We start from the raw sequence: 21,738 nt of genomic DNA on the forward strand, positions 1-21,738 counted from the left end.
CCGCGCGGCCGCGTGCCGTCCGGCTGGCGGAAAGGGCTTGGGCCCGATGCTTAAAGATTAGGCGGTTTCGGCATAAAGCGCGAAGCGACGGCCGTGCCGGCCGGCTTCAGCTCGCGCCGCCGCCCCGCGCGAGCACTTCGTCGCGGTAGTCGGCCGGGCTGCGCCCGCTCCATTTGCGGAACGCGCGGTAGAACGCGCTCGGTTCCGCGAAACCGGTCGCGGCGGCGACGTCGGCGATCGTGCGCGCGGGGTCCGCCAGCGCCTCGAACGCGAGATCGCGCCGCAGCGTGTCCTTGATCGACTGGTATGCGTGGCCTTCCTGGTGCAGCTTGCGGCGCAGCGTGGCCTCGGCCACATGCAGCCGCGCGGCCATCCCGCCGGCGCCCGGCCACGCGGCGGGCGGCATCCCGCGCAGCACCGCGCGCACGCGCTGCGCGAGCGCGTTCGGGTTGCGGTACTTGACGATGAAGCTCGCCGGCGCGTTGCGCAGGAACGTCTTCAGCGTCTTCGCGTTCTGCACGACCGGCAGCGTCGCGAATTCGGGATCGAAATCGACATACGAATCGGGCTCGTTGAAACGCATGTCGTCACAGAACATCGACGGGTATTCGTGGTCGGCGGGCGGCGTGTCGCAGCGGAAGCTCGCATGCAGCAGCGGGATGCGCCGCCCGATCAGCCAGCAGGTGAGCCCGTAGACGATGATGAAATAGGTCGCGTACGTGAACATCGCAGGCGTCGCGCCGTTGTTGCGGTGCACGAAGCGCAGCCGCACGCGCTGCGGAGTCGCGTCGAGCTCCGCGTGCAGGTCGTCGAGCACGCAGTGCATGAAATTCACCGCGCGCGCCATCGCGTGCAGGCCGTCGCGCGCGGACAGCGCCGCCTGGCTCATCGCGATGAAGCTGCCGCTGCGCATCGGGTGGCGGTCCTGCCCGAAAAACTCGTCGTCGAGCGTGCGCGCGATCGCGTTCCACAGCGCGCCGTATTGCTGCGCGGACACCCGTGCGCGCGGCTGCCCGAGCAGCGCGGGCGCGATGCCCGCCTGCGCGAGCAGCGGCTCGGCCGCGACGCCGCGCCGGGTCGCGAGCGCGACGCTGTAAGCGACGAGGCTGATCGCGACGGTTCCCTTGTCTTCCTGCTTCATCCATGCCGCCGGTGTGGCAAAAACGCTCAGTGTAAATGAGCGACGCGAGCATCGAACAGTCGCGCCGGCTTGCCTACACTTGTTGCATCGAAACGCAAGGACGGTCGCGCCCGGCGGCCGCGGGAGACAGCAGCACCATGGACGAGCTTTACACCGAAGACCAGCGGATGATCCGCGACGCCGCGCGCGCGTTTGCCACCGAAATGCTGGCGCCGAACGCGGCGCAGTGGGACCACGATGCGCACCTGCCCGACGCGATCGTCGCGCAGCTCGGCGAACTCGGCCTGCTCGGGATGATCGTGCCGCAGGAGCTGGGCGGCTCGTATACGGACTACGTGGCCTACGCGCTGGCGATGGAAGAGGTCGCCGCCGGCGACGCCGCGTGCGCGACGATGATGAGCGTGCACAACTCGGTCGGCTGCGGGCCGATCCTTGGCTTCGGCACGCCGGCACAGAAGGATCGCTGGCTGGCCGACATGGCGTCCGGCCGCGTGATCGGCGCGTTCTGCCTGACCGAGCCGCACGCCGGTTCCGAGGCGAACAACCTGCGCACGCGTGCGGAGCTGCGCGACGGCAAATGGGTGCTGAACGGCGCGAAGCAGTTCGTGACCAACGGCCAGCGCGCCGGCGTGGCGATCGTTTTTGCCATGACCGACCCGGAAGCCGGCAAGCGCGGGATTTCCGCGTTCCTGGTGCCGACCGACACGCCGGGCTTCATCGTCGGCAAGCCCGAGAAGAAGATGGGCATCCGCGCGTCGGATACGTGCCCGATCACGTTCGAGAACTGCGCGATTCCGGAAGAGAACCTGCTCGGCAATCGCGGCGAAGGGCTGAAGATCGCGCTGTCGAACCTCGAAGGCGGCCGCATCGGCATCGCCGCGCAGGCGCTCGGCATCGCGCGCGCCGCGTTCGACAAGGCGCGCCGCTATGCGGGCGAGCGCGTGCAGTTCGGCAAGCCGATCGCCGAGCACCAGGCGATTCAGCAGAAACTCGCCGACATGGCCGTGCAGATCAACGCCGCGCGCCTGCTCGTGCATCACGCGGCGAAGCTGCGCACCGCCGGGCTGCCGTGCCTGTCGGAAGCGTCGCAGGCGAAGCTGTTCGCATCGGAGATGGCCGAGCGCGTGTGCTCGGACGCGATCCAGATCCACGGCGGCTACGGCTACCTGGTCGATTACGAAGTCGAGCGTCACTATCGCGACGCGCGCATCACGCAGATTTACGAAGGCACCAGCGAAGTGCAGCGGATGGTGATCGCGCGGCAGCTTTGAGCCGCGGCGGTTGCCCCGGCGACGACATCACGCAGGGCACGAGGGCAGCGCGGCGAACGCGGCACGCAACGACGTGACCGTGCGCCGCAACAGAGGCAACCGGGCATGGGCTGCAGCGCATGTCCGGTTGGACGCATGGAGACTGGAGGACACGATGACGGTACAGGCATTCCTGAACGCACGCGACTTTCTGCTGCGCCACCGCACCGACTACGACACCGCGTACCGCGAGTTCGAGTGGCCGGTGCTCGACGCGTTCAACTGGGCGCTCGACTACTTCGACCCGATGGCGCGCGGCAACGAGCAGCCCGCGCTGTGGATCGTCGACGCGGCGACGGGCACGGGCGATCCGTATTCGTTCGCGCAGATGTCCGAGCGTTCGTCGCGGATCGCGAACTGGCTGCGCTCGATCGGCGTCGTGCGCGGCGACCGGATCCTGCTGATGCTGCCGAACCGTGTCGAGCTGTGGGACGCGATGCTGGCCGCGATGAAGCTCGGCGCGATCGTGCTGCCGGCCACCACGCAACTGTCGCCCGACGACGTACGCGACCGCGTGCAGATCGGCGGCGCGAAATACGCGATCGTCGACGAGAACGAAACCGCCAAATTCGAACAGCCGGATCTCGGCCTCGTGCAGAAGATCGTCGCCGGCGCGCCGCGCGCGGGCTGGCTCGCGATGCACGACGGCTACGCGGCGAGCGCCGTATTCGAGCCGGACGCCATCACGCACGCGAACGATCCGATGCTGCTGTACTTCACGTCGGGCACGACGTCGAAGCCGAAGCTCGTCGAGCATACGCACCGTACCTACCCGGTCGGCCATCTGTCGACGATGTACTGGGTCGGCCTGCAGCCGGGCGACATCCACTGGAACATCAGCTCGCCGGGCTGGGCGAAGCACGCATGGAGCTGCTTCTTCGCGCCCTGGAACGCGCAGGCGTGCGTGTTCGCATTCAACTACGCGCGCTTCGAGCCGAAGGTGGTGCTCGATGCGCTCGTCAAATACCAGGTGACGACGCTGTGCGCGCCGCCGACCGTGTGGCGCATGCTCGTGCAGCAGCCGCTCGCGTCGTTCGACGTGAAGCTGCGCGAGATCGTCGGCGCGGGCGAGCCGCTGAATCCCGAGATCATCGAGCGCGTAAAGAAGGCGTGGGGCATCGCGATCCGCGACGGCTACGGCCAGACCGAAACGACCTGCCTGATCGGCAACTCGCCGGGCCAGCCGGTCGTCGCGGGGTCGATGGGCCGGCCGCTGCCCGGCTACCGGATCGAATTGCTCGACCCGGACGGCACGCCGGTGACCGAAGGCGAGGTCGCGCTGCCGATCGGCGCGGACGTCGCGCGCCCGGTCGGGCTGATGAAAGGCTATGCGAACAACCCCGACGCGACGGCCTACGCGATGCGCGACGGCCACTACCGCACGTCGGACATCGCGATGCGCGGCGACGACGGTTACTACGTGTACATCGGCCGCGCGGACGACGTGTTCAAGTCGTCCGACTACCGGCTGAGCCCGTTCGAACTCGAAAGCGTGCTGATCGAGCATCCGGCGATCGCCGAGGCGGCCGTCGTGCCGAGCCCCGACCCCGTGCGGCTGTCGGTGCCGAAGACCTTCATCACGCTGCGGCAGGGCTACGAGGAGAGCCCCGAACTCGCGCTGGACATCTTCCGCTTCTCGCGCGAGAAGCTCGCGCCGTACAAGCGCATTCGCCGCCTGCAGTTCGCGGAGCTGCCGAAGACGATCTCGGGGAAGATCCGCCGCGTCGAATTGCGTCGCCGCGAGATCGAGCGCGGCGACGATGCCAGTGAACGGATGCCCGGCGAATACTGGGAAGAGGATTTCGCCGCCGAACTGAAGTGAAGTGACGTGACCGCGGGCCGCGCGCGCCGCATTCCGCGGCCGCCGCCCGCAGCCGAATTGAACCGGCCGCGCGGCGATGTCGCGCTTCGCGGCCTCTGCCAGGAGATTGGATCGATGAACGCGAATTCGAAAGACGTGCCGACGGTCAAGCTGCTGATCGACGGCGCCTTCGTCGAGTCCGCCACGAACGCGTGGCGCGACATCGTCAACCCGGCGACGCAGCAGGTGCTCGCGCGCGTGCCGTTCGCGACCGTCGCGGAAGTCGACGCGGCCGTGCAGGCCGCGCACACCGCCTTCGCGACGTGGAAGAACACGCCGATCGCCGCGCGCATGCGCATCATGCTGAAGTTCCAGGATCTCGTGCGCACGAACCAGCAGCGCATCGCGAAGACGCTGACGGCCGAGCAGGGCAAGACGATTCCCGATGCCGAAGGCGACATCTTCCGCGGCCTCGAAGTGGTCGAGCACGCGTGCTCGATCGGCTCGCTGCAACTCGGCGAGTTCGCGGAGAACGTCGCGGGCGGGGTGGATACCTATACGCTGCGCCAGCCGCTCGGCGTGTGCGCGGGCATCACGCCGTTCAACTTCCCCGCGATGATTCCGCTGTGGATGTTCCCGATGGCGATCGTGTGCGGCAACACGTTCGTGCTGAAGCCGTCGGAGCAGGATCCACTGTCGACGATGGAACTCGTCGAGCTCGCGATCGAGGCCGGCGTACCGAAAGGGGTACTGAACGTCGTGCACGGCGGCAAGGAAGTCGTCGACGCGATCTGCACGCATCCGCTCGTGAAGGCGATCTCGTTCGTCGGCTCGACGGCGGTCGGCACGCACGTGTACAACCTCGGCAGCGCGCACGGCAAGCGCGTGCAGTCGATGATGGGCGCGAAGAACCACGCCGTCGTGCTGCCCGACGCGAACCGCGAGCAGGCGATCAACGCGCTCGTCGGTGCGGGCTTCGGCGCGGCCGGCCAGCGCTGCATGGCGACGTCGGTCGCGGTGCTCGTCGGCAACGCGCGCGACTGGCTGCCGGACATCGTCGAGAAGGCGAAGGCGCTGAAGGTCAATGCGGGCGCGGAAGCCGGCACGGACGTCGGGCCGGTCGTGTCGAAGGCGGCGAAGGAACGCATCCTGTCGCTGATCGACGCGGGCGTGAAGGAGGGCGCGAAGCTCGAACTCGACGGCCGCGACGTGAAGGTGAGCGGCTACGAGCAGGGCAATTTCGTCGGTCCGACGATCTTCTCGGGCGTGAAGACGAACATGTCGATCTACACGCATGAAATCTTCGGGCCCGTGCTGGTCGTGATGGAAGCCGACACGCTCGACGACGCGATCGCGCTCGTCAACGCGAATCCGTTCGGCAACGGCGTGGGCCTGTTTACGCAGAGCGGCGCGGCCGCACGCAAGTTCCAGAGCGAGATCGACATCGGCCAGGTCGGCATCAACATCCCGATCCCGGTGCCCGTGCCGTTCTTCAGCTTCACGGGGTCGCGCGGCTCGAAGCTCGGCGATCTCGGCCCGTACGGCAAGCAGGTCGTGCAGTTCTATACGCAGACCAAGACGGTCACCGCGCGCTGGTTCGACGACGACACGACGGCCGGCCCGGTGAATACGACGATCCGGCTGCATTGAGCGGCGGAGGACACGAACATGAAAATCGGTTTTATCGGCCTCGGCCACATGGGCGCGCCGATGGCGCTGAACCTGCTGAAGGCAGGCCATGAAGTACATGCGTTCGACCTGAGCGCCGATGCATTGCGCGCGCTGCAGGACGCCGGTGCACAGGTGGCCGCGTCGCCGCGCGATGCGGCATCGGGCGCGACGTTCGTCATCACGATGCTGCCGGCCGCCCCGCACGTGCGCTCCGTGCTGTCCGGCGAGAACGGCGTGCTCGCCGGCCTCGGCGCGGGCGCGACCGTGATCGATTCGAGCACGATCGACCCGGCGAGCGCGCAGGCGTTCGGCGCGCTCGTGCGCGAGCACGGCGGCGCGTTCGTCGATGCGCCCGTGTCGGGCGGTACCGGCGGCGCGGCGGCCGGCACGTTGACCTTCATGGTCGGCGGCAGCGATGCGGATTTCGAGCGCGTGAAGCCGGTGCTCGCGGGCATGGGCAAGAACATCGTCCACTGCGGCGCGACGGGGATGGGGCAGGTCGCGAAGGTCTGCAACAACCTCGTGCTCGGCATCTCGATGGCGGCCGTGTCGGAGGCGATGTCGCTCGGCGTCGCGCTCGGCATCGACCCGAAGGTGCTGGCCGGCATCGTCAACACGTCGACGGGCCGCTGCTGGAGTTCGGATACGTACAACCCGTATCCGGGCGTGATCGACACCGCGCCGTCGTCGCGCGGTTACTCGGGCGGCTTCGGCACCGACCTGATGCTGAAGGATCTCGGCCTCGCGAACGACGCGGCGAAGCAGGCCCGCCAGCCCGTCTATCTCGGCGCGCTCGCGCAGCAGCTGTACCAGACGATGAGCAGCCGCGGCGACGGCCAGCTCGATTTCTCGGCGGTGATCCGCCTGTACCAACCGGCAACGAAGAAGGACGCCTCATGATCGAACTCGACTACGTCGACGACGGCGCGATCGCGTGCGCGACGCTCAAGCGTCCGCCCGCGAACGCCTTTACTGCCGACGGGCTGCGGCAACTGCAGGAAACCGTCGCCGAACTGAATGCGAACCCGCGTGTGCGCGCGCTGGTGATCACCGGCGACGGCCCGAAGTTCTTCAGTGCGGGTGCCGATCTCAACACGTTCGCCGAAGGCGACCGCGCGGTGGCACGCGCGATGGCGTCGCGTTTCGGCACGGCGTTCGAGGCGCTGCACGACGCGCGCGTCGTGACGATCGCGGCGATCAACGGCTACGCGATGGGCGGCGGGCTCGAATGCGCGCTCGCATGCGACCTGCGGATCGCCGAGACGCATGCGCAGATGGCGCTGCCCGAGCCGTCGGTCGGCCTGCTGCCGTGCGGGCTCGGCACACAGACGCTGCCCTGGCTTGTCGGCGAAGGCTGGGCGAAGAAGATCATCCTGACGGGCGCGCGTGTCGATGCGGCCACGGCGCTGCGGATCGGCCTCGTCGAGGACGTCGTGGCGTCGGGCGCGGCACGCGACGCCGCGCTGGCGCTCGCGCGCAACGTCGCACGGCAGAGCCCGCATGCGGTCGCTTACAGCAAGGAACTGATCGGCCTCGCGCGCCGCGGCGTACCGCGCGGCGCGGCGCTCGCGGTCGAGCGCGAACGTTTCGTCGACCTGTTCGAGACGAACGATCCGCGCGAGGGCGTAGCCGCGTTCCTCGGCAAGCGCGCGCCGCAGTGGCACAACGACGGAGAGCCGCAACGATGAGCACGCCGGTGACGAATCACGACGCGTTCGCGGAGCACGCACCCGAGGTGCTGTTCCGCGTGGTGAACCGCGTGGCGCTGATCACGCTGAACCGGCCGGCCGCGCTCAATGCGCTGTCGTACCCGATGATCGGCGAGCTGGCCGCGCTGCTCGAGCGCTGCCGTCACGACGACCAGATCGTCGCGGTCGTGCTGCGCGGCGCCGGCGAGAAGGGCTTCTGCGCGGGCGGCGACGTGCGCGCGCTGTACCGGATGGTCGCGCAGCGTGAGACCTGGCTGCCGTTCTTCGTCGACGAATACCGGCTCGACTACGCGATCCACACGTTCCCGAAGCCGGTGGTCGCGCTGATGGACGGCGTGACGATGGGCGGCGGCATGGGCCTCGCGCAGGGCGCGGCGCTGCGTGTCGCGACCGAGCGCAGCAAGATCGCGATGCCGGAGACGCGCATCGGCCTCGTGCCCGACGTCGGCGCGACGCATTTCCTGTCGCGCATGCCGGCCGAACTCGAGTTGTACGTCGGGCTGACCGGCGCGATGCTGTCGGGTGCCGACGCGCTCACCGCGAAGCTCGCGGATCTGTGCGTGCCGTCCGCGTGGCTCGACACGTTCGAGACGCGCATCGAAAGCGTCAAGTGGGAAGGCGATGCGTTGCCGTTGCTGCGCAAGGTGTTCGAGCCGCCGTGCAACGTCGTGCCGCATGCGGCGCTCGACAGCCAGATGCCGTGGATCGTGCGTCACTTCGACAAGCGTTCGACCGTCGAGCGGATCGTCGCGACGCTGACGCAGGATCTCGCGCGCGAGGAGTTGTCACGCGAGCACCGTCAATGGTTGCAGGCGACGCTCGATGCGCTCACCGGCCATTCGCCGACGATGCTGTGCGTGACCCGCGAGGCATTGCTGCGCGGCCGCCAGATGACGCTGGCCGAATCGTTCCGGATGGAGCTCGGCATCGTCGCGCGCGCGATCGAGGAGGGCGACTTCTGCGAAGGCGTGCGTGCGCATCTCGTCGACAAGGATCGCAAGCCGCGCTGGGCGCCCGCGTCGCTCGTCGAGCTGCGCGCCGAACGCGTGCGGCATTTCCTGACGTCGCCGTGGAAGCTGTTCGCGCATCCGCTGGCCGATCTCGGCTCGGCGTGATGCACCGGCGCGCCCGAGCGGCGCGTCGGATTCATTTCATCTCATCCCCGTCTCGTCTCACCGTCCGATCATCGGCGGCACCGCCTGCGCGAGCGCGTCGATCACGCAGCGCGTCTTGCGCGGCAGGTAGCGCGTCTTCGGCCAGATCGCGTGGATATCGCCTTCGCAGACGAAGCAGCGGTCGAGCACGACCGTCATCTCGCCGCGCTTCACGTAATGATCGAGCAGCCAGCTCGGCAACCACGCGATCCCGAACCCCGACGCCCCGGCCGCCGCGATCGCCTGCACGTCGTCGAAACTGAGCTGGTGCGGCATGTCGACCCGCACCGTCGAGCCGTCCAGCGCACGCAAGTCCCACGGTTGAACCACGCCCGAGCGTGAATACGCGATCGTCCGGTGGTCCTTCAGGTCGTCGAGCGTCTTCGGCATCCCGTAGCGGGCGAGATACGACGGCGCCGCACCGAGGCTGCCGTATTGCGTGCCGAGCCGCCGCACCGCGAGGCTCGTGCTGTCCGCGAGCGTGCCGATCCGCACCGCGAGGTCGATGCCTTCCTCGACGAGATCGACGAAACGGTCGGTGATCGACACGTCGATCCGCAAATGCGGATAGGTGCGCGCGAGATCGAGCACGATGGGCGTCACGCAGTGGTGCCCGAACGCGAGCGGCACGCTCAGGCGCAGCTTGCCGCGCGGCTCGTTGCGGCCGCAGTCGAGGTCGGCTTCGGCCGCCTCCAGCTCCGCGAGCGCGCGCGCGCAGCGGTCGTAGTACGCCTGGCCGTCGTCGGTCAGGCTCTGGCTGCGCGTCGTGCGCTGCAGCAGCCGCGCGCCGAGCCGCTTCTCGAGTCGCGCGATCGCCTTGCCGACGGCCGAACGCGTCATGTCGAGCCGCTCCGCGGCAAGCGCGAAGCTGCCCGATTCCACTACCTGGACGAAGGTCGTCACACCGTCGAGTCTGTCGGTCATGGGCGGGATTGAGTCCTGTGATTCCCCAGTCTTGAGAAATGCGCGCGTCAATGGGGATGAAAATTCTCACTATAGTACCGATTCCTGTCCAGCGTGCGTCGCCGGCCGCACGCGGAGCATCCCTCTTACCTGGAGGCGCGCGGCCCGTTGCCGGGCCGCGGCGCAATACGCATGACGCAATCCGACTCCCGCAGGAATGCGGTCGCACTCGCGGCCGTCTGTCTCACGTCGCTGATGTTCGGCCTCGAAATCTCGAGCGTGCCGGTGATCCTGCCGACGCTCGAACACGTGCTGCACGGCGATTTCAACGGCATGCAGTGGATCATGAATGCGTACACGATCGCGTGCACGACCGTGCTGATGGCGGCCGGCACGCTTGCCGACCGGTTCGGCCGCAAGCGCGTGTACGTGATCGGCACCGTGCTGTTCGGCGCGACGTCGCTGCTGTGCGGGCTCGCGCCGAACGTGCCGGTGCTCGTCGCGGGCCGGCTGTTGCAGGGCGCGAGCGGCGGCGCGATGCTGATCTGCCAGATTGCGGTGCTGTCGCACCAGTTCCGCGAGGGCCGCGAGCGCGGCCGCGCATTCGGGATCTGGGGGATCGTGTTCGGCATCGGGCTCGGGTTCGGGCCGATCGTCGGCGGCGCGATCGTCGCGCTGGCAAGCTGGCCGTGGGTGTTCCTCGTCCATGCACCGCTCGCGGCCGTCGCGCTCGTGCTGATCGGCGGCGCGGTGCAGGAGTCGCACGATCCGCACGCGGGCAAGCTCGACGTGGCGGGCATCGTCACGCTGTCGCTCGCGGTGCTCGGCCTGGCCTTCTACATCACGCAAAGCGCCGAACTCGGGCTGACGAGCGCCGCCGGCCTCGGCGTGCTCGGCGCGACCGTGCTGGCGCTGGCCGGCTTCTTCATCGCGGAACGCGCCAGTGCGCGGCCGATGTTCGATTTCTCGGTGTTCCGGATTCGCGCGTTCACCGGCGCGATCTTCGGCTCGATGGGGATGAACTTCAGCTTCTGGCCGTTCATGATCTACCTGCCGATCTGGTTCCAGGTCGCGCTCGGCTACGACAGCGTGACGGCCGGCCTCGCGTTGCTCGCATACACGTTGCCGACGTTGGTCGCGCCGCCATTCGGCGAACGGCTCGCGTTGCGCTACGGGCCGGGCGTCGTGATCCCGGGCGGCCTGTTCACGATCGCCGCGGGGTTCGCGCTGATGCGGATCGGCAGCGCGGCCGACCACGCCAGCTGGATCACGATGCTGCCCGGCTGCGTGATCGCCGGCATCGGGCTCGGGCTCACGAACACGCCCGTGACCAACACGACGACGGGCGCGGTGCCGAGCTCGCGGGCCGGGATGGCGTCGGGCATCGACATGAGCGCCCGGATGATCTCGCTCGCGCTGAACATCGCGGCGATGGGCTTCGTGCTGGTCGCGGGGATCGTCGCGAGCCTGAAGGGCGGCGTCGCGGGCACGATCGGCGACGCGGCGCTGCGCCGGCTCGCGCAGGAGATTGCGTCGGGCCGTACGGACGGGCTGCACGAGATCGCACCGGCGCTCGCGCAGGCCGACCCGAGCGGCGCGGTGCTGCACGCGGCGCTCGTGCACGGGTTCGGCTGGGTGATGGTGTACGGCGCGGCGGGCGTGGCCGTGCTCGCGACGGCGAGCGCGGTGGCGTTCGCGCCGGCCCGACGCAGAGCGCCCGTGTGTGAATGACACCGCGCCTGATCGGCGCGGCCGGCCCGGTGCGCGCTTCGGTCAGGACATCCCGCCGCCGAGCGCGCGGTACAGCGTCATCTGGTTGTTGAGCCGGTTCAGGCGCGTCAGTTCGTCGGCGCTTTGCGCGTCGCGCAGCCGCTGCTGCTGGTCGAGCCACGGCTGCACGGCGGTCGCGCCGGCCGCGAAGCGCGCGGCGGCCAGCTGTTCGGCGCGCTGCGCCTGGGCCAGCGACAGCGCGCGCTGCTCGGCTTCGCGTTCGAGCTGCACACGCGCCGACAGCGCGTTCTCGACTTCCGCGAGCGCCGTGTAGAGCTTCTGGCGGAACCCGACGACGGCTTCCTCGTACTGCGACTTCGACACCTTGATCTGCAACTGCATCGTGTTCCACTGGATGAACGGCAGTGCCAGGCCGAGCCCGAGCGTGCCGACCGGATTCGTCAGCACGCGCTCGAGGCTCGTGCTCGACGTGCCGGCCTGCCCGGTCAGCGTGAAGGTCGGATAGAAGCTCGTGCGCGTTGCGTCGACTCGCGCGAGCGACTCGCGCAGCCGGAATTCCGCCGCGCGCAGGTCGGGACGCCGGCCGAGCAGGCTCGCGGGCAGGCCGGCCACGACTTCCGGCGGCGCCGCGACGGGCAGTGCCGACGGTTCGGCCGCGCGCTGCTGCGGCGGCCGGTCGAACAGGATCGCGAGCGCGTGGCGATTCTCGGTGCGCTGCTGGATCAGTTGCGTCTGCGCGGCGCGTTGCGCGGCGAGGCTCTGTTCGGCCTGCGCGAGATCGAGCCCCGACACGGCGCCGGCCGTGTGCCGCGACCGGACGACCGCCACCGTGCGGACCGCATACGCGATGTTCGCGTCGCCGAGCGCGATCTGCCGGTTCAGATAGCCGATCTGCCAGTACAGCGATGCCGTCGTGCCGATCAGCGACAGCCGCGCGGCCTCGAGATCGGCGGCCGTCGCGTCCGCTTCCCAGCGTGCGGCGTCGCGCAGCGCGGCCAGCCGGCCCCACAGGTCGATTTCATAGCTGAGCGAGCCGGTCACGCCGCTCGTCCGGCTCATCTGGTGCGTATCGAGCGTGCGCGACATGGCGCCATTCGCACCGAGCGACACGGTCGGCGTCAGGTTCGTATCCGCGAGCCCGGCCTGCAGTTGCGCGCGGTATACGCGGATCGCCGCGATCGCGAGGTCGTTGTTGGCGCGCAGTGCGTCGTCGATCAGCGCATCGAGTTGCGGATCGCCGAAGCTGCGCCACCAGTCGCGTGAGGTGGCCGGTGCATTGGCGGAAACCGGTGCCTCCCAGTTCGCGGGCATCGCGACGGCGGGCAGCGGTTCGTGGCGCACGCCCGCGCAGCCGGCGAGCAGGGCTGCCGCGCATGCGAATGCGCCCAGGCGGTGACGGGGTGAGGAATGCGTCATGGCAGGTCTTTCTTCAATCGCGCGCGAGCGCATCGATCGGATCGAGCCGCGATGCGTTGCGCGCGGGCATGAAACCGAAAATCACACCGGTGAGCGTCGAGCAGACGAATGCGGTCGCGATCGCGCCGGCCGAGAACACCATCTTCCACTGCGCGACGAACATCGAGAACAGCGCGCCGAGCCCGAACGACAACGCGATGCCGATCGTGCCGCCGAGCAGGCAGACGAGCACGGCCTCGACGAGAAACTGCTGCAGGATGTCGGACTGGCGCGCGCCGACCGCCATCCGGATGCCGATTTCGCGCGTGCGCTCGGTGACCGACACCAGCATGATGTTCATCACGCCGATCCCGCCGACGACGAGCGAGATCACCGCGATCAGCGACAGCAGCAACGTGAGCGACTGGCCGGTCTTCTCGACGGTCTTCACCACGCTGTCCATGTTGTACGTGAAGAAGTCCTTGCGGCCGTGGCGCTGCGTCATCAGCTTTTCGAGGCTTTTCTCGGCGGCGGCGCTCGGCTGCCCGTCGCGCACGCGCACGGTGATGCTGTCGAGATAGCGCTGACCGAACAGGCGCCCGCTCGCGGTGGTGTACGGCACCCACACGTTCAGGCTCTTCATGCTGCCGAACGCGCTCTTCTTGTCGGCCGTCACGCCGATCACGACGCACGGCACGTTGTCGACCAGGATCACTTCGCCGATCGGGTTGCGCGTCGCGCCGAACAGCTTGCGCCGCGTGTTCTGGTCGATCACGGCCACCTGCACCTGGCGGCGCACCGCGTCCTCGTCGAACGCGACCCCCAGCGCGAAGCGCATCCCGCGCGCCTGGAAGAAGCGGTCGCCGACGCCGCTCACGAGCGCGTTCACGTCGACGTTGCGGTAGCGCAGCAGCAGCGTGCGCGACGTTTCGGGTGTCGCGCTGTCGACGTACGGCTGCTCGGCGAGCGCGGCGACGTCGGCGGGCACGAGCGTCTGGATCGCGTCGGCGCGGCTGTCGCCCCAGTCGGTGCCCGGATAGAGGTTGATCGTATTCGTGCCGATGCTGCCGATCTCGTCGAGCATGTAGCGCTTCGCGCCTTCGCCGATCGCGACGATCGACACGACCGACGTGATGCCGATGATGATGCCGAGCATCGTCAGCAGCGTGCGCAGCCGGTGCGACACGAGCGCGATCCATGCCATCCGGCACGCTTCGGCGAAGCGGCCGGAGCCGGCCGCGAAGCGTCGCGTGCGGGTGCCGGGTTCGGTATCGGGATGCGCATCGATGTCGACCGGTGCGGGCGGTGGCGGTGGCGTGTCGTGGCGATCGCGGGCGGGTAGCGCGCTGGCTTCCGCTTCTGCCGCTTCTGCCGTATCGGCCGCGTCCACGCCCGCTTCCGCGAGGGCTTCCGCATGGTGTCGATTCGGCCGGTCGGCGACGATCTCGCCGTCGCTGATCTCGATGATGCGCTTCGCATGGCGCGCGACGGCCTGGTCGTGCGTGACGATGACGATCGTATGGCCGAGCGCGTTCAGCTCGTGCAGGATGCGGATCACGTCCTGGCCGCTTTTCGTGTCGAGCGCGCCGGTCGGTTCGTCGGCGAGGATCACCTGGCCGCCGTTCATCAGCGCACGCGCGATGCTCACGCGCTGCTGCTGGCCGCCGGACAGTTGCCCGGGGCGATGGTGCGCACGATCCGCGAGCCCGAGACGCGCGAGCAGTTCGCGTGCGCGTGCGTGCCGCTCGGCGCGCGGCGTGCCGGCGTAGATCGCCGGCATTTCGAGGTTCGCGACGGCATCGACGTGCGGCAGCAGGTGGTAGCGCTGGAACACGAAGCCGAAGTGTTCGCGGCGCAGTTGCGCGAGCTCGTCGCTGTCGAGCATGTGCGTGTCGCGGCCGCCGACCGTGTAGGTGCCTTCGCTCGGATGATCGAGGCAGCCGAGGATGTTCATCAGCGTCGACTTCCCGGAGCCCGACGCGCCGACGATCGCGACGATCTCGCCCGCGTGGATCGACAGGTTGACGTTGTTCAGGACAACGACATCCTTGTCGCCGGCCGGAAAGCGTCGTGTAACGGCAGCGAGTTTCAGCAGGGGCTGGCTCATCGTCACACCACGTCGGCCAGCGGTGCGTGGTCGTCGCCGGCCGCGTCGCCGATCACGACGCGTTCGCCGTCCTTCAGGCCGGCCAGGACCTCGACGCGCACGTTGTTGTTGATGCCGATGCGGACGTTGCGCGTTTCCGTGCTGCCGTCGGCGCGCAGCACGCGCACCGCGTAGGAGCCGTCCTTGCGTTTTTCGCCGAGCGCGGCGGCCGGAATGCTGAGCGCGTTGCGTGCGTTGCCGAGCACGATGCTGACTTGCGCGGTCATCGAGATGCGCAGCCGATGCTCGGGATTCGGCACTTCGAACAGCGCGTTGTAGAACACGGCCGAGTTCGGCTTCGAGCCGCCGCCGGCACCGCCACCGAGCGGGCTCTGCGCTTCGGCGTAGTTCTGCGGCGCCGGCTCGATCGCGCGCAGCTTGCCGTAGTGGCGCTTGTCCGGTTCGCCGAGGATCGTGAAATACGCGGTCTGGCCGGCATGCACGCGGATCACGTCGGCTTCCGACACCTGAGCCTTCACGGTCATCGTGTCGAGATCCGCGAGCTTCAGGATCACCGGCGCCTGCTGTTGCGCGATCACAGTCTGGCCTTCCTGCGTGACGACCGCGACGACCTCGCCGTCGATCGGCGCGACGATGCGCGTGTAGCCGAGGTTGGCTTGCGCGGTCTCGATCTGGATGCGGGCCGAACGGATCTGCGCGGCGAGCGATGCGAGGGTCGCGCGCTGCACGTCGAGCGTCGCGCGTGCGGCCTCGAACGATTCGCGCGAGGTCGCATCGTCGGGCAGCATCGCCTGCTGGCGCTTGAACGCGAGTTCCGCCTGCGTCAGTTGCGCGGCGGTCGATTGCTGCTGCGCGCGCAGGCTTTCTTCGCTGGCGCGCGCCTGGCGCAACGCGTTTTCCGAAATCACGGGATCGATCTCGGCGAGCCACTGGCCCTTCGTGACCTTGTCGCCGAGCTTCACCTTCAGCGATTTCAGCTGCCCCGACACCTGCGCGCCGACGTCGACCTGCCGGAACGCCTGCAGCGCACCGGTCGCCAGCACGGCGTTCTCGAGATCGCCGCGCGAGACGGGCGCGGACAGGTATTGCGGATGCTTGTCGGGCGCGCACGCCTTCAACGTGACGCCGGCGGCGATCGCCGCGATGGCGAGGGTAGCCAGCACGATGCGCCGGCGGCGATGGGTCTTCTGTGTCATGAACGTGCGGCGAGGATGAGGCGGTGCCGGCGATGCGTGCGGCCGGGCGGGACGATCCGGTCGGTGTCGCCTGTCGGGCAGGTTGTCCGCGACGGCATCCGCGTACGCATCGCGCGGGCGTGCCGAGTCGAATCAGCCGCTCATGGTAAGCGAGGACATCACGCCAAATCGTGTGGAAATTGTGCTGAATTGTGCGAACGCCGCACGGGAGCGGGAGCCGGGCGGTGTCATTGCTACGGTCCGGGCGCGCGTCGGGCGAAGTCCCGTGCGCGTGTTGCGCCGTCGAGGCCATGGATCGAGCGGCCCAGGTGGCGGAAGCCTTCGAAGAAGGCCGGGTCGTCGTAGAGGCTCCGCGTCATGCACCGGGCCTCGTGCGGGCAGGGGCGCGCGGTGCCGCATGCCCGATCGCGCGAGCTTACGCGCGCTGCCCGCCTGAGTCGATCCGGCGTTGCGTGTCCGCGTCGACGATCTCGCGGATCGCGCTGAACAGCGGCGCGGCGTCGGTATAGCGGCGGCCGTAGCCGAGATTGAACGCGTAGTCGAAATCGGGCGGGTTGCTGCCCTGGTTGTGCTGCAGGATCGTCTCGAGCTTGTCGAGCGCCTTCGCCGCGCGTGCTTCCGGCGTTCCCGCCGCCTCGTATTCATCCCACAGCGCGACGATTTCGTCGCGCCGCGCGGGATCGAGCGGGGCGGTCAGCGTCAGCAGGTCGTCGCGTTCTTGCACGCTTTTGTCGGGGTGCGCGGCTTGTTCGATCGCGGGAATGTCGCCGTGCAGCGCCTCGCCGAGATCGTGGACGACGCACAGCTTCAACAGCTTGAGCGTATCGATGCCGGGCAGCGCGTCGGCGAACACGAGCGCCATCAGGCACAGCCGCCAGCTGTGCTCGGCCGTGCTTTCCGCGCGCCCGGCCGACGTGTGGCCGCTGCGCAGCACATCCTTCAGGCGTTCGGCTTCGCGCAGGAAAGCGAGCCGTGCGTGGATCGTATCGGGGGTCATGGTCGGCGTCCTTGCGATGAGCCGTCTAGCGTAGTGCGGGTGGGCGCGGGTCGTCCACGCATGAAATATGCGTGGCGGGGGCGCTTTGCCGCGCCGCTACTTCACAAAGAGTCCGGCCCAGCAGAACAGCACGAAAAAGCCCGTTTGAATACCGACGATCAGGCGGAACAGCCAGGGGCTGCTGCGGCGCGCCACCCGCCTGCCGCCGGCGTTGGCCACACCCGAGCGAAGCGCGACCAGCACGGCCGCGCCCGTATAGAGCATGAACGCGACGATCACGAGTTCTCGCATGACAAGCGTCGACATGTGGCATGTCCCCTGGGCGTGCTGCCATTCACGTTGGTATTTGTTGCGTGGCATGCCGGACACGTTGAAGGCTGCCGCACCGTTACCGGCATGCGGTGCTTCATCGCGACCGGCAATCACGCATCCTGAAGCGTCTCCACGAGCCGTACGGCCGAGCCGTCCGACAGCGTCATCCGCGTCCACCGGCACATGCTGCCGCGGATCGGTACGACGCGCGACGCATTCGCACCGGTGTCGAATTCGACGCTCGGCGGCCCCGCGTGGTCATGCCAGCCGAGCGTGTCGAGCGCGGTTTCCATGCGGACGATCTCCGGCGTTGCGTAGCGCCACAGCGACGTGCCGAGCAGCATCGACAGCGGCTGCGAGAATTCGGCCGCGCGCGCCGGAGAAGACGCGAGCAGGCGGTGCGTGAGGTCGCACACGAGATGCATGCGGCCCGCGCTGCCCGCGACGAGCCGCGCGAGCGCGTGATCGCCGGCCGAATCGAGGCGCGCGGCGAGCAGCCGCTCGGCGGTCGCGCGCTCGTCGGGCGACATCTGCTGGCGGCCGGCTTCCCAGCGGGAGATCGTCGATTGCGCGACGCCGAACAGCTCGGCCGCATGGTTTTGCTTGACGCGATGCAGCGCGCGCCAGCGCTTGAGTTGCGGGCCGAGCGGCGGGGCGTGAAGCGGTGGGGCGGTCATCGTGGTGCTCCTGTTGCGCTCGTACCGCACGCCTTTACATGATCCGGATGCCGCCGTTTGCGTTGATCGCAATTGCCGCGAACGGCAAGAGCACGATGCCGCCCAGCACGAGCACGCCGTCGGCGGCAACCGTGACCGGCGTGGCGAGAATCCGCAGCCCCATGCCGAGCGCGGACGGCGATTGCCTGATGTAGACCGAGTACGGCCGGTTGAACGGCTGCGTGCTCGTCTTGTACTTTTCGACGAACCCTTCCGTCGAATAACGCTTGCCGCTGATGTCGCCTTCGAGCACGAGGCCGGCCTGCGCGGCGGTGAAGCCGTCGGCGGCGGCCGCCTGCCGATCGTCGTCCGACGCGTCCTTCGGCAGCACGATCCGGTATTGGCCCGTGATGCTGCCGCCGCTCGCATGAAAGGCGGCGAACGTCGTGCGCAGCGATTTCCGGTAACCGGACATCAGGACCGGCCGCAACTGCGCCGGCAGATCGAAGATGTAATGGTAGTCCGTGCCCAGGACGACGAGCTTCTTGCCGTCCTCGGTCATCATGAATCCGGACACGTGCTCGCTGTATCCGTCTTCCTTGTACAGCTTCGGCGTGAAGCAGCCCGACAGCGCGAGGCTGCTGGCGGCCACGCCGGCGGCCAGCAGGCGCCGGCGCGTGATCGATACGTTCATTGTTGTTGTCCCGTCTGTGCGGTTCGGTTCAGTTCAGTTCAGTTCAGTTCAGTGGCTTTCGCCCTCGGAGCCCGGATTCTCGCGTATCTGCCGCGCGTTGTCGAACGGGAAATCTGCCACGGCAGCGGTCGAAGGCCCCTGCCCGTGCCGTGCCGACAACGTTGTCGTCGCCGCTTTCAACCGTCTCCGCCATATCTTATTATTCGGCCAGTGCGGACGTATACCGGCCACCCACGGTCATGTCGAGGCATGACGCGCCGGTACGAATTACCGCCTTTCGGCCGGCACTCTGCACGAGGCACGGTCGAAACGACAGGACACGCGTGACCCGCGCGTATCCCAAAAAATGACGAGAGCGCGCGATGGTACGACTGGTCTTGCTGCTGCTGGGCATCGAATACTTGCGCACGCGCTGGCGCGGGCTGACCGTGCTCGGCTGGGTGTGGGTCGCCGCGGGCGTCGTGATCTTCGTCGATGCGCTCGACGGCGCGCTGCACTTCCCGATCCAGATCTTTGCGTGGCTGTTCCTGATCGAGGGGCTCGCGACGCTTGCCGTGGCCGGCAGCGGCGTCGGCGGGCAGCGCATCCTGCGCTACGTGAAGGGGATCGTGGTCGTGGTCGCCGCCGGGCTCGTGTTCGCGGGGCATCACCATGGCCATTTCCTGCTGTCGATGATCTTCGGCACGCTGTTCCTCGTCGACGGGCTGCTGCAGTGCACGGCAGCGTGGATGGTGCGCTATCGCCGCTGGAACGTTGCATTCGCGTGGGGCGTCGTCGAGATCCTGCTGGCCATCTTCTTCTATCAGCCGTACCCGACGCACTACGTGGGCACCGTGCCGTACTGCCTCGGGCTGCTGCTGATGTTCGGCGGGATGCACATGCTGAGCCTCGCCGCGCGCGTGCGGCGGCTGACGCGCAATCCGGCGTTCGCGACGTCGCCGGCGCTCGCGCCGGATCTCGACGATGCGCGCGACCGGCCGCATTTCGCGCAATCCGAATGGGACGGCCCGCCGGCCGACGGCGAGCATGCGCTCACCGTGCACGTGTGGACGCCGACCGGCACGTCGAAGGCCGAAGCGCAGCGCTATCCGGTGATCGACCGCTATATCGCGGCCGTGGACGTCAACGGCGTGATCTCGACCGGGCACGCGGCGCTGGAGTCGCCGGAGGGCGTCTATATCAGCCTGTATCCGGGTGTCGAAATCGATCGTTCTCCGGACGAATTCACGCGCATCCTGCGCGCGACGCGTGAGAACGACGTACCGGGTCTGTTCCAGCCCGACTACGCGACCGAGTCGACGGCGTGGTGCCCGTCGACCGTGCGCGTGCGGATCCGCAACTACGATCCGTCGAAGCTGGATGCCTTCTGGACGTCGTACCGGCAGGACCTGACCTACAACCTCACGCACCGCAATTGCTCGAGCACGGTGTCGAACGCGCTCGAAGCCGCGCTCGACGGCGCGGTGTGGCGGCTGAAGGGCGCGCGGGCCGGGTGGGGCGCGTTCGTGCGGCTGCTGCTCACGCCCGAGCTGTGGGTCGCCGCGCAGATCCGCAAGCGGGCCGTGACGATGGCGTGGACGCCCGGGCTCACGCTCGACTATGCGCGCGCGCTCAGCATGCTCGCCGACCCGCGGCCGTTCGCGTGGTGGAAGGTCGCGCGCTCGGCCGTGAAGGCGATCGTGACGTCGCGCCGCACGTGGCGCGAGCAGGACCACGCGGCGCTGTCGCCCGGCGGATCGGAGGCGGCGTCGATGAAGTGATCGCGTGCCGCCGGACGCGGGCCCGGCGTCACTGCGGCCGCCACCGCGCGGCCGCGCGAGGTTGCCCGCTACGAGACCCCCCCTACGCAAACAACAATGAACAAGACGAGAGCATTCCGCATCCTGATTCCCGCCGCGCTGGCGCTGACGAGCGCCGGCTTCGCGCTGGCAAGCGCGGACGAAGTGCCGCGCATGAGCAACGACGTGTATCGCACGTCGGTGTCGTTCTGCTCGAACGTCGCGGCCGCCGAGAAGATCGCGTGCCAGGGCGACATGATCGCCGCGGGCAGCCGGATCGTCGCGGCGATCGGCGGCCTGCCGCCGGCATCCGCCACGTCGATCGACGAAGGCGCGCGCAACAAGCTGCCGGCGGCGGAGCGCAAGGGGCTCGCGCCGGTCGAGCCGGGCGCGATCGACAAGGACGACGACCTCGCCGGTCTTGCCGGCATGGTGCGTCTGTGCGACGTCTACGAATCCGAACCGGCATCGCGCGCGCGGCATCACGCGGCGCTGAAGCAGCAGGCGCCGGACGCCGCACCGCGCGTCGAGGCGTTGCTGGCCGATGCGTCGACGGCGGCGCGCCAGCGCGTCAGCATCGGCGTGTGGCAGATCCTCGCGCTCGAAGGCCCCGAATCGATCACGCGCGCGTGCACGCAACTGGGCGCCGGGTCGTGACGAAAGGCGTGCCGTGCGCGTGCGCGAGCCGGCGTCGATAGGTGCTGTGTACGCGACGATGCCGGACGATCAGTCGCTCCCGATCGCGGCCGGCCTGATCCGCACCGGCTTGCCCAGCGTGCGTGCGACCGGCGAGGCCTGCGTCGCATCGCGCACGAGTGCTTGCTGCGCGTGCGACAGCGGTGCAGCGAAGCGTAGCGCGATGTCGAAGCCGGTTTCGTGATCGAGGCGATCGATGACCACGTCCACCGTGCAGGCGGGCAGCGTCATGCCCGCGCGTTCCGCGGCCATATCGATCGACAGGCAGACGCACGCGGCGAGGGCGCTTTCGAGCAGCTCGTGCGGCCGCATGCCCGCGTCGCCGCCTTTGCCTGCCTTGTGCGTATCCGCGCGCACGACGCTGCGCCCGTTCCCGATCTCGACGCAGTATGGCTTGCCCAGCCGGGTCGCAGTCACCATGGGGATGTTCCGTGCAGGATGAAGGTGGCGACAGCGTACGCGGGCGCCGGGTGCCGGGGAAGGCAAC

At 68.7% G+C, this 21,738-nt stretch carries 19 protein-coding genes; 9 read left to right on the plus strand and 10 right to left on the minus strand.

All coding sequences use genetic code 11. The annotated features are described in order from the left end of the window. Positions 1-106 precede the first annotated feature (106 nt). On the minus strand, positions 107-1,141 hold the full coding sequence (locus G3N96_RS24485) for an AraC family transcriptional regulator (protein ID WP_206138789.1): 1,035 nt from the start codon (positions 1,139-1,141) through the stop codon (positions 107-109). 137 nt (positions 1,142-1,278) lie between these two features. On the opposite strand from G3N96_RS24485, the gene G3N96_RS24490 reads away from it, so the two are divergent. From G3N96_RS24490 to G3N96_RS24515, 6 genes are all read left to right on the plus strand, one after another. Beyond that, positions 1,279-2,412 carry an acyl-CoA dehydrogenase family protein gene (locus tag G3N96_RS24490; RefSeq protein ID WP_089429048.1) on the plus strand — a complete coding sequence of 378 codons (1,134 nt, stop codon included), beginning with the start codon at positions 1,279-1,281 and terminating at the stop codon, positions 2,410-2,412. 154 nt (positions 2,413-2,566) lie between these two features. Then, positions 2,567-4,273: an AMP-binding protein gene (locus tag G3N96_RS24495; protein WP_124578381.1), complete on the plus strand. Its 1,707-nt coding sequence runs from the start codon at positions 2,567-2,569 to the stop codon at positions 4,271-4,273. 114 nt (positions 4,274-4,387) lie between these two features. Then, entirely contained in the window at positions 4,388-5,902 is a 1,515-nt protein-coding gene (locus G3N96_RS24500) for a CoA-acylating methylmalonate-semialdehyde dehydrogenase (RefSeq protein ID WP_206138790.1), read from the plus strand. 18 nt (positions 5,903-5,920) lie between these two features. Beyond that, complete coding sequence (gene mmsB / locus G3N96_RS24505) at positions 5,921-6,823, plus strand: 3-hydroxyisobutyrate dehydrogenase (protein WP_174971915.1); 903 nt, start codon at positions 5,921-5,923, stop codon at positions 6,821-6,823. Further along, positions 6,820-7,611, plus strand: coding sequence for an enoyl-CoA hydratase (locus G3N96_RS24510; protein ID WP_206138791.1), 792 nt, complete (start codon positions 6,820-6,822; stop codon positions 7,609-7,611). Before mmsB ends, G3N96_RS24510 begins: the two co-directional genes overlap by 4 nt. After that, positions 7,608-8,747: an enoyl-CoA hydratase/isomerase family protein gene (locus G3N96_RS24515; RefSeq protein WP_206138792.1), complete on the plus strand. Its 1,140-nt coding sequence runs from the start codon at positions 7,608-7,610 to the stop codon at positions 8,745-8,747. The genes G3N96_RS24510 and G3N96_RS24515 overlap by 4 nt, the downstream gene beginning before the upstream one ends. A gap of 57 nt (positions 8,748-8,804) precedes the next feature. On the opposite strand, the gene G3N96_RS24520 is transcribed toward G3N96_RS24515, so the two are convergent. Continuing rightward, the gene (locus G3N96_RS24520; protein WP_206138793.1) at positions 8,805-9,710 is read right to left on the minus strand and encodes a LysR family transcriptional regulator; all 906 of its coding nucleotides are present in this window, start codon (positions 9,708-9,710) and stop codon (positions 8,805-8,807) included. Positions 9,711-9,881: 171 nt separating this feature from the next. Here G3N96_RS24520 and G3N96_RS24525 point away from each other — a divergent pair, with 171 nt between their 5' ends. Then, positions 9,882-11,420 carry an MFS transporter gene (locus tag G3N96_RS24525; protein WP_206138794.1) on the plus strand — a complete coding sequence of 513 codons (1,539 nt, stop codon included), beginning with the start codon at positions 9,882-9,884 and terminating at the stop codon, positions 11,418-11,420. 42 nt (positions 11,421-11,462) lie between these two features. Here the strand turns inward: G3N96_RS24525 and G3N96_RS24530 are convergent, their stop codons facing one another. From G3N96_RS24530 to G3N96_RS24560, 7 genes are all read right to left on the minus strand, one after another. Continuing rightward, the gene (locus tag G3N96_RS24530; protein ID WP_206138795.1) at positions 11,463-12,836 is read right to left on the minus strand and encodes an efflux transporter outer membrane subunit; all 1,374 of its coding nucleotides are present in this window, start codon (positions 12,834-12,836) and stop codon (positions 11,463-11,465) included. A gap of 13 nt (positions 12,837-12,849) precedes the next feature. Continuing rightward, the gene (locus tag G3N96_RS24535; protein WP_206138796.1) at positions 12,850-14,922 is read right to left on the minus strand and encodes a MacB family efflux pump subunit; all 2,073 of its coding nucleotides are present in this window, start codon (positions 14,920-14,922) and stop codon (positions 12,850-12,852) included. 2 nt (positions 14,923-14,924) lie between these two features. After that, positions 14,925-16,118: an efflux RND transporter periplasmic adaptor subunit gene (locus tag G3N96_RS24540; RefSeq protein WP_206138797.1), complete on the minus strand. Its 1,194-nt coding sequence runs from the start codon at positions 16,116-16,118 to the stop codon at positions 14,925-14,927. A gap of 415 nt (positions 16,119-16,533) precedes the next feature. Next, complete coding sequence (locus tag G3N96_RS24545; protein ID WP_206138798.1) at positions 16,534-17,115, minus strand: HD domain-containing protein; 582 nt, start codon at positions 17,113-17,115, stop codon at positions 16,534-16,536. Between the two features lie 96 nt (positions 17,116-17,211). Then, complete coding sequence (locus tag G3N96_RS24550; RefSeq protein WP_206138799.1) at positions 17,212-17,541, minus strand: hypothetical protein; 330 nt, start codon at positions 17,539-17,541, stop codon at positions 17,212-17,214. Beyond that, positions 17,538-18,104 carry a helix-turn-helix transcriptional regulator gene (locus tag G3N96_RS24555; RefSeq protein ID WP_206138800.1) on the minus strand — a complete coding sequence of 189 codons (567 nt, stop codon included), beginning with the start codon at positions 18,102-18,104 and terminating at the stop codon, positions 17,538-17,540. Before G3N96_RS24555 ends, G3N96_RS24550 begins: the two co-directional genes overlap by 4 nt. A 34-nt stretch (positions 18,105-18,138) precedes the next feature. After that, entirely contained in the window at positions 18,139-18,777 is a 639-nt protein-coding gene (locus G3N96_RS24560) for a hypothetical protein (RefSeq protein WP_206138801.1), read from the minus strand. A gap of 362 nt (positions 18,778-19,139) precedes the next feature. Here G3N96_RS24560 and G3N96_RS24565 point away from each other — a divergent pair, with 362 nt between their 5' ends. Then, a complete protein-coding gene (locus tag G3N96_RS24565) occupies positions 19,140-20,537 on the plus strand; it encodes a DUF308 domain-containing protein (RefSeq protein WP_206138802.1) in 1,398 nt (465 codons plus the stop codon). Between the two features lie 96 nt (positions 20,538-20,633). Beyond that, the gene (locus G3N96_RS24570; protein WP_206138803.1) at positions 20,634-21,212 is read left to right on the plus strand and encodes a hypothetical protein; all 579 of its coding nucleotides are present in this window, start codon (positions 20,634-20,636) and stop codon (positions 21,210-21,212) included. 69 nt (positions 21,213-21,281) lie between these two features. On the opposite strand, the gene G3N96_RS24575 is transcribed toward G3N96_RS24570, so the two are convergent. Further along, positions 21,282-21,671, minus strand: coding sequence for an OsmC family protein (locus tag G3N96_RS24575; protein ID WP_206138804.1), 390 nt, complete (start codon positions 21,669-21,671; stop codon positions 21,282-21,284). Positions 21,672-21,738 lie beyond the last annotated feature (67 nt).

Source organism: Burkholderia sp. Se-20373 (assembly GCF_017104705.1).
Taxonomy (GTDB): domain Bacteria; phylum Pseudomonadota; class Gammaproteobacteria; order Burkholderiales; family Burkholderiaceae; genus Burkholderia.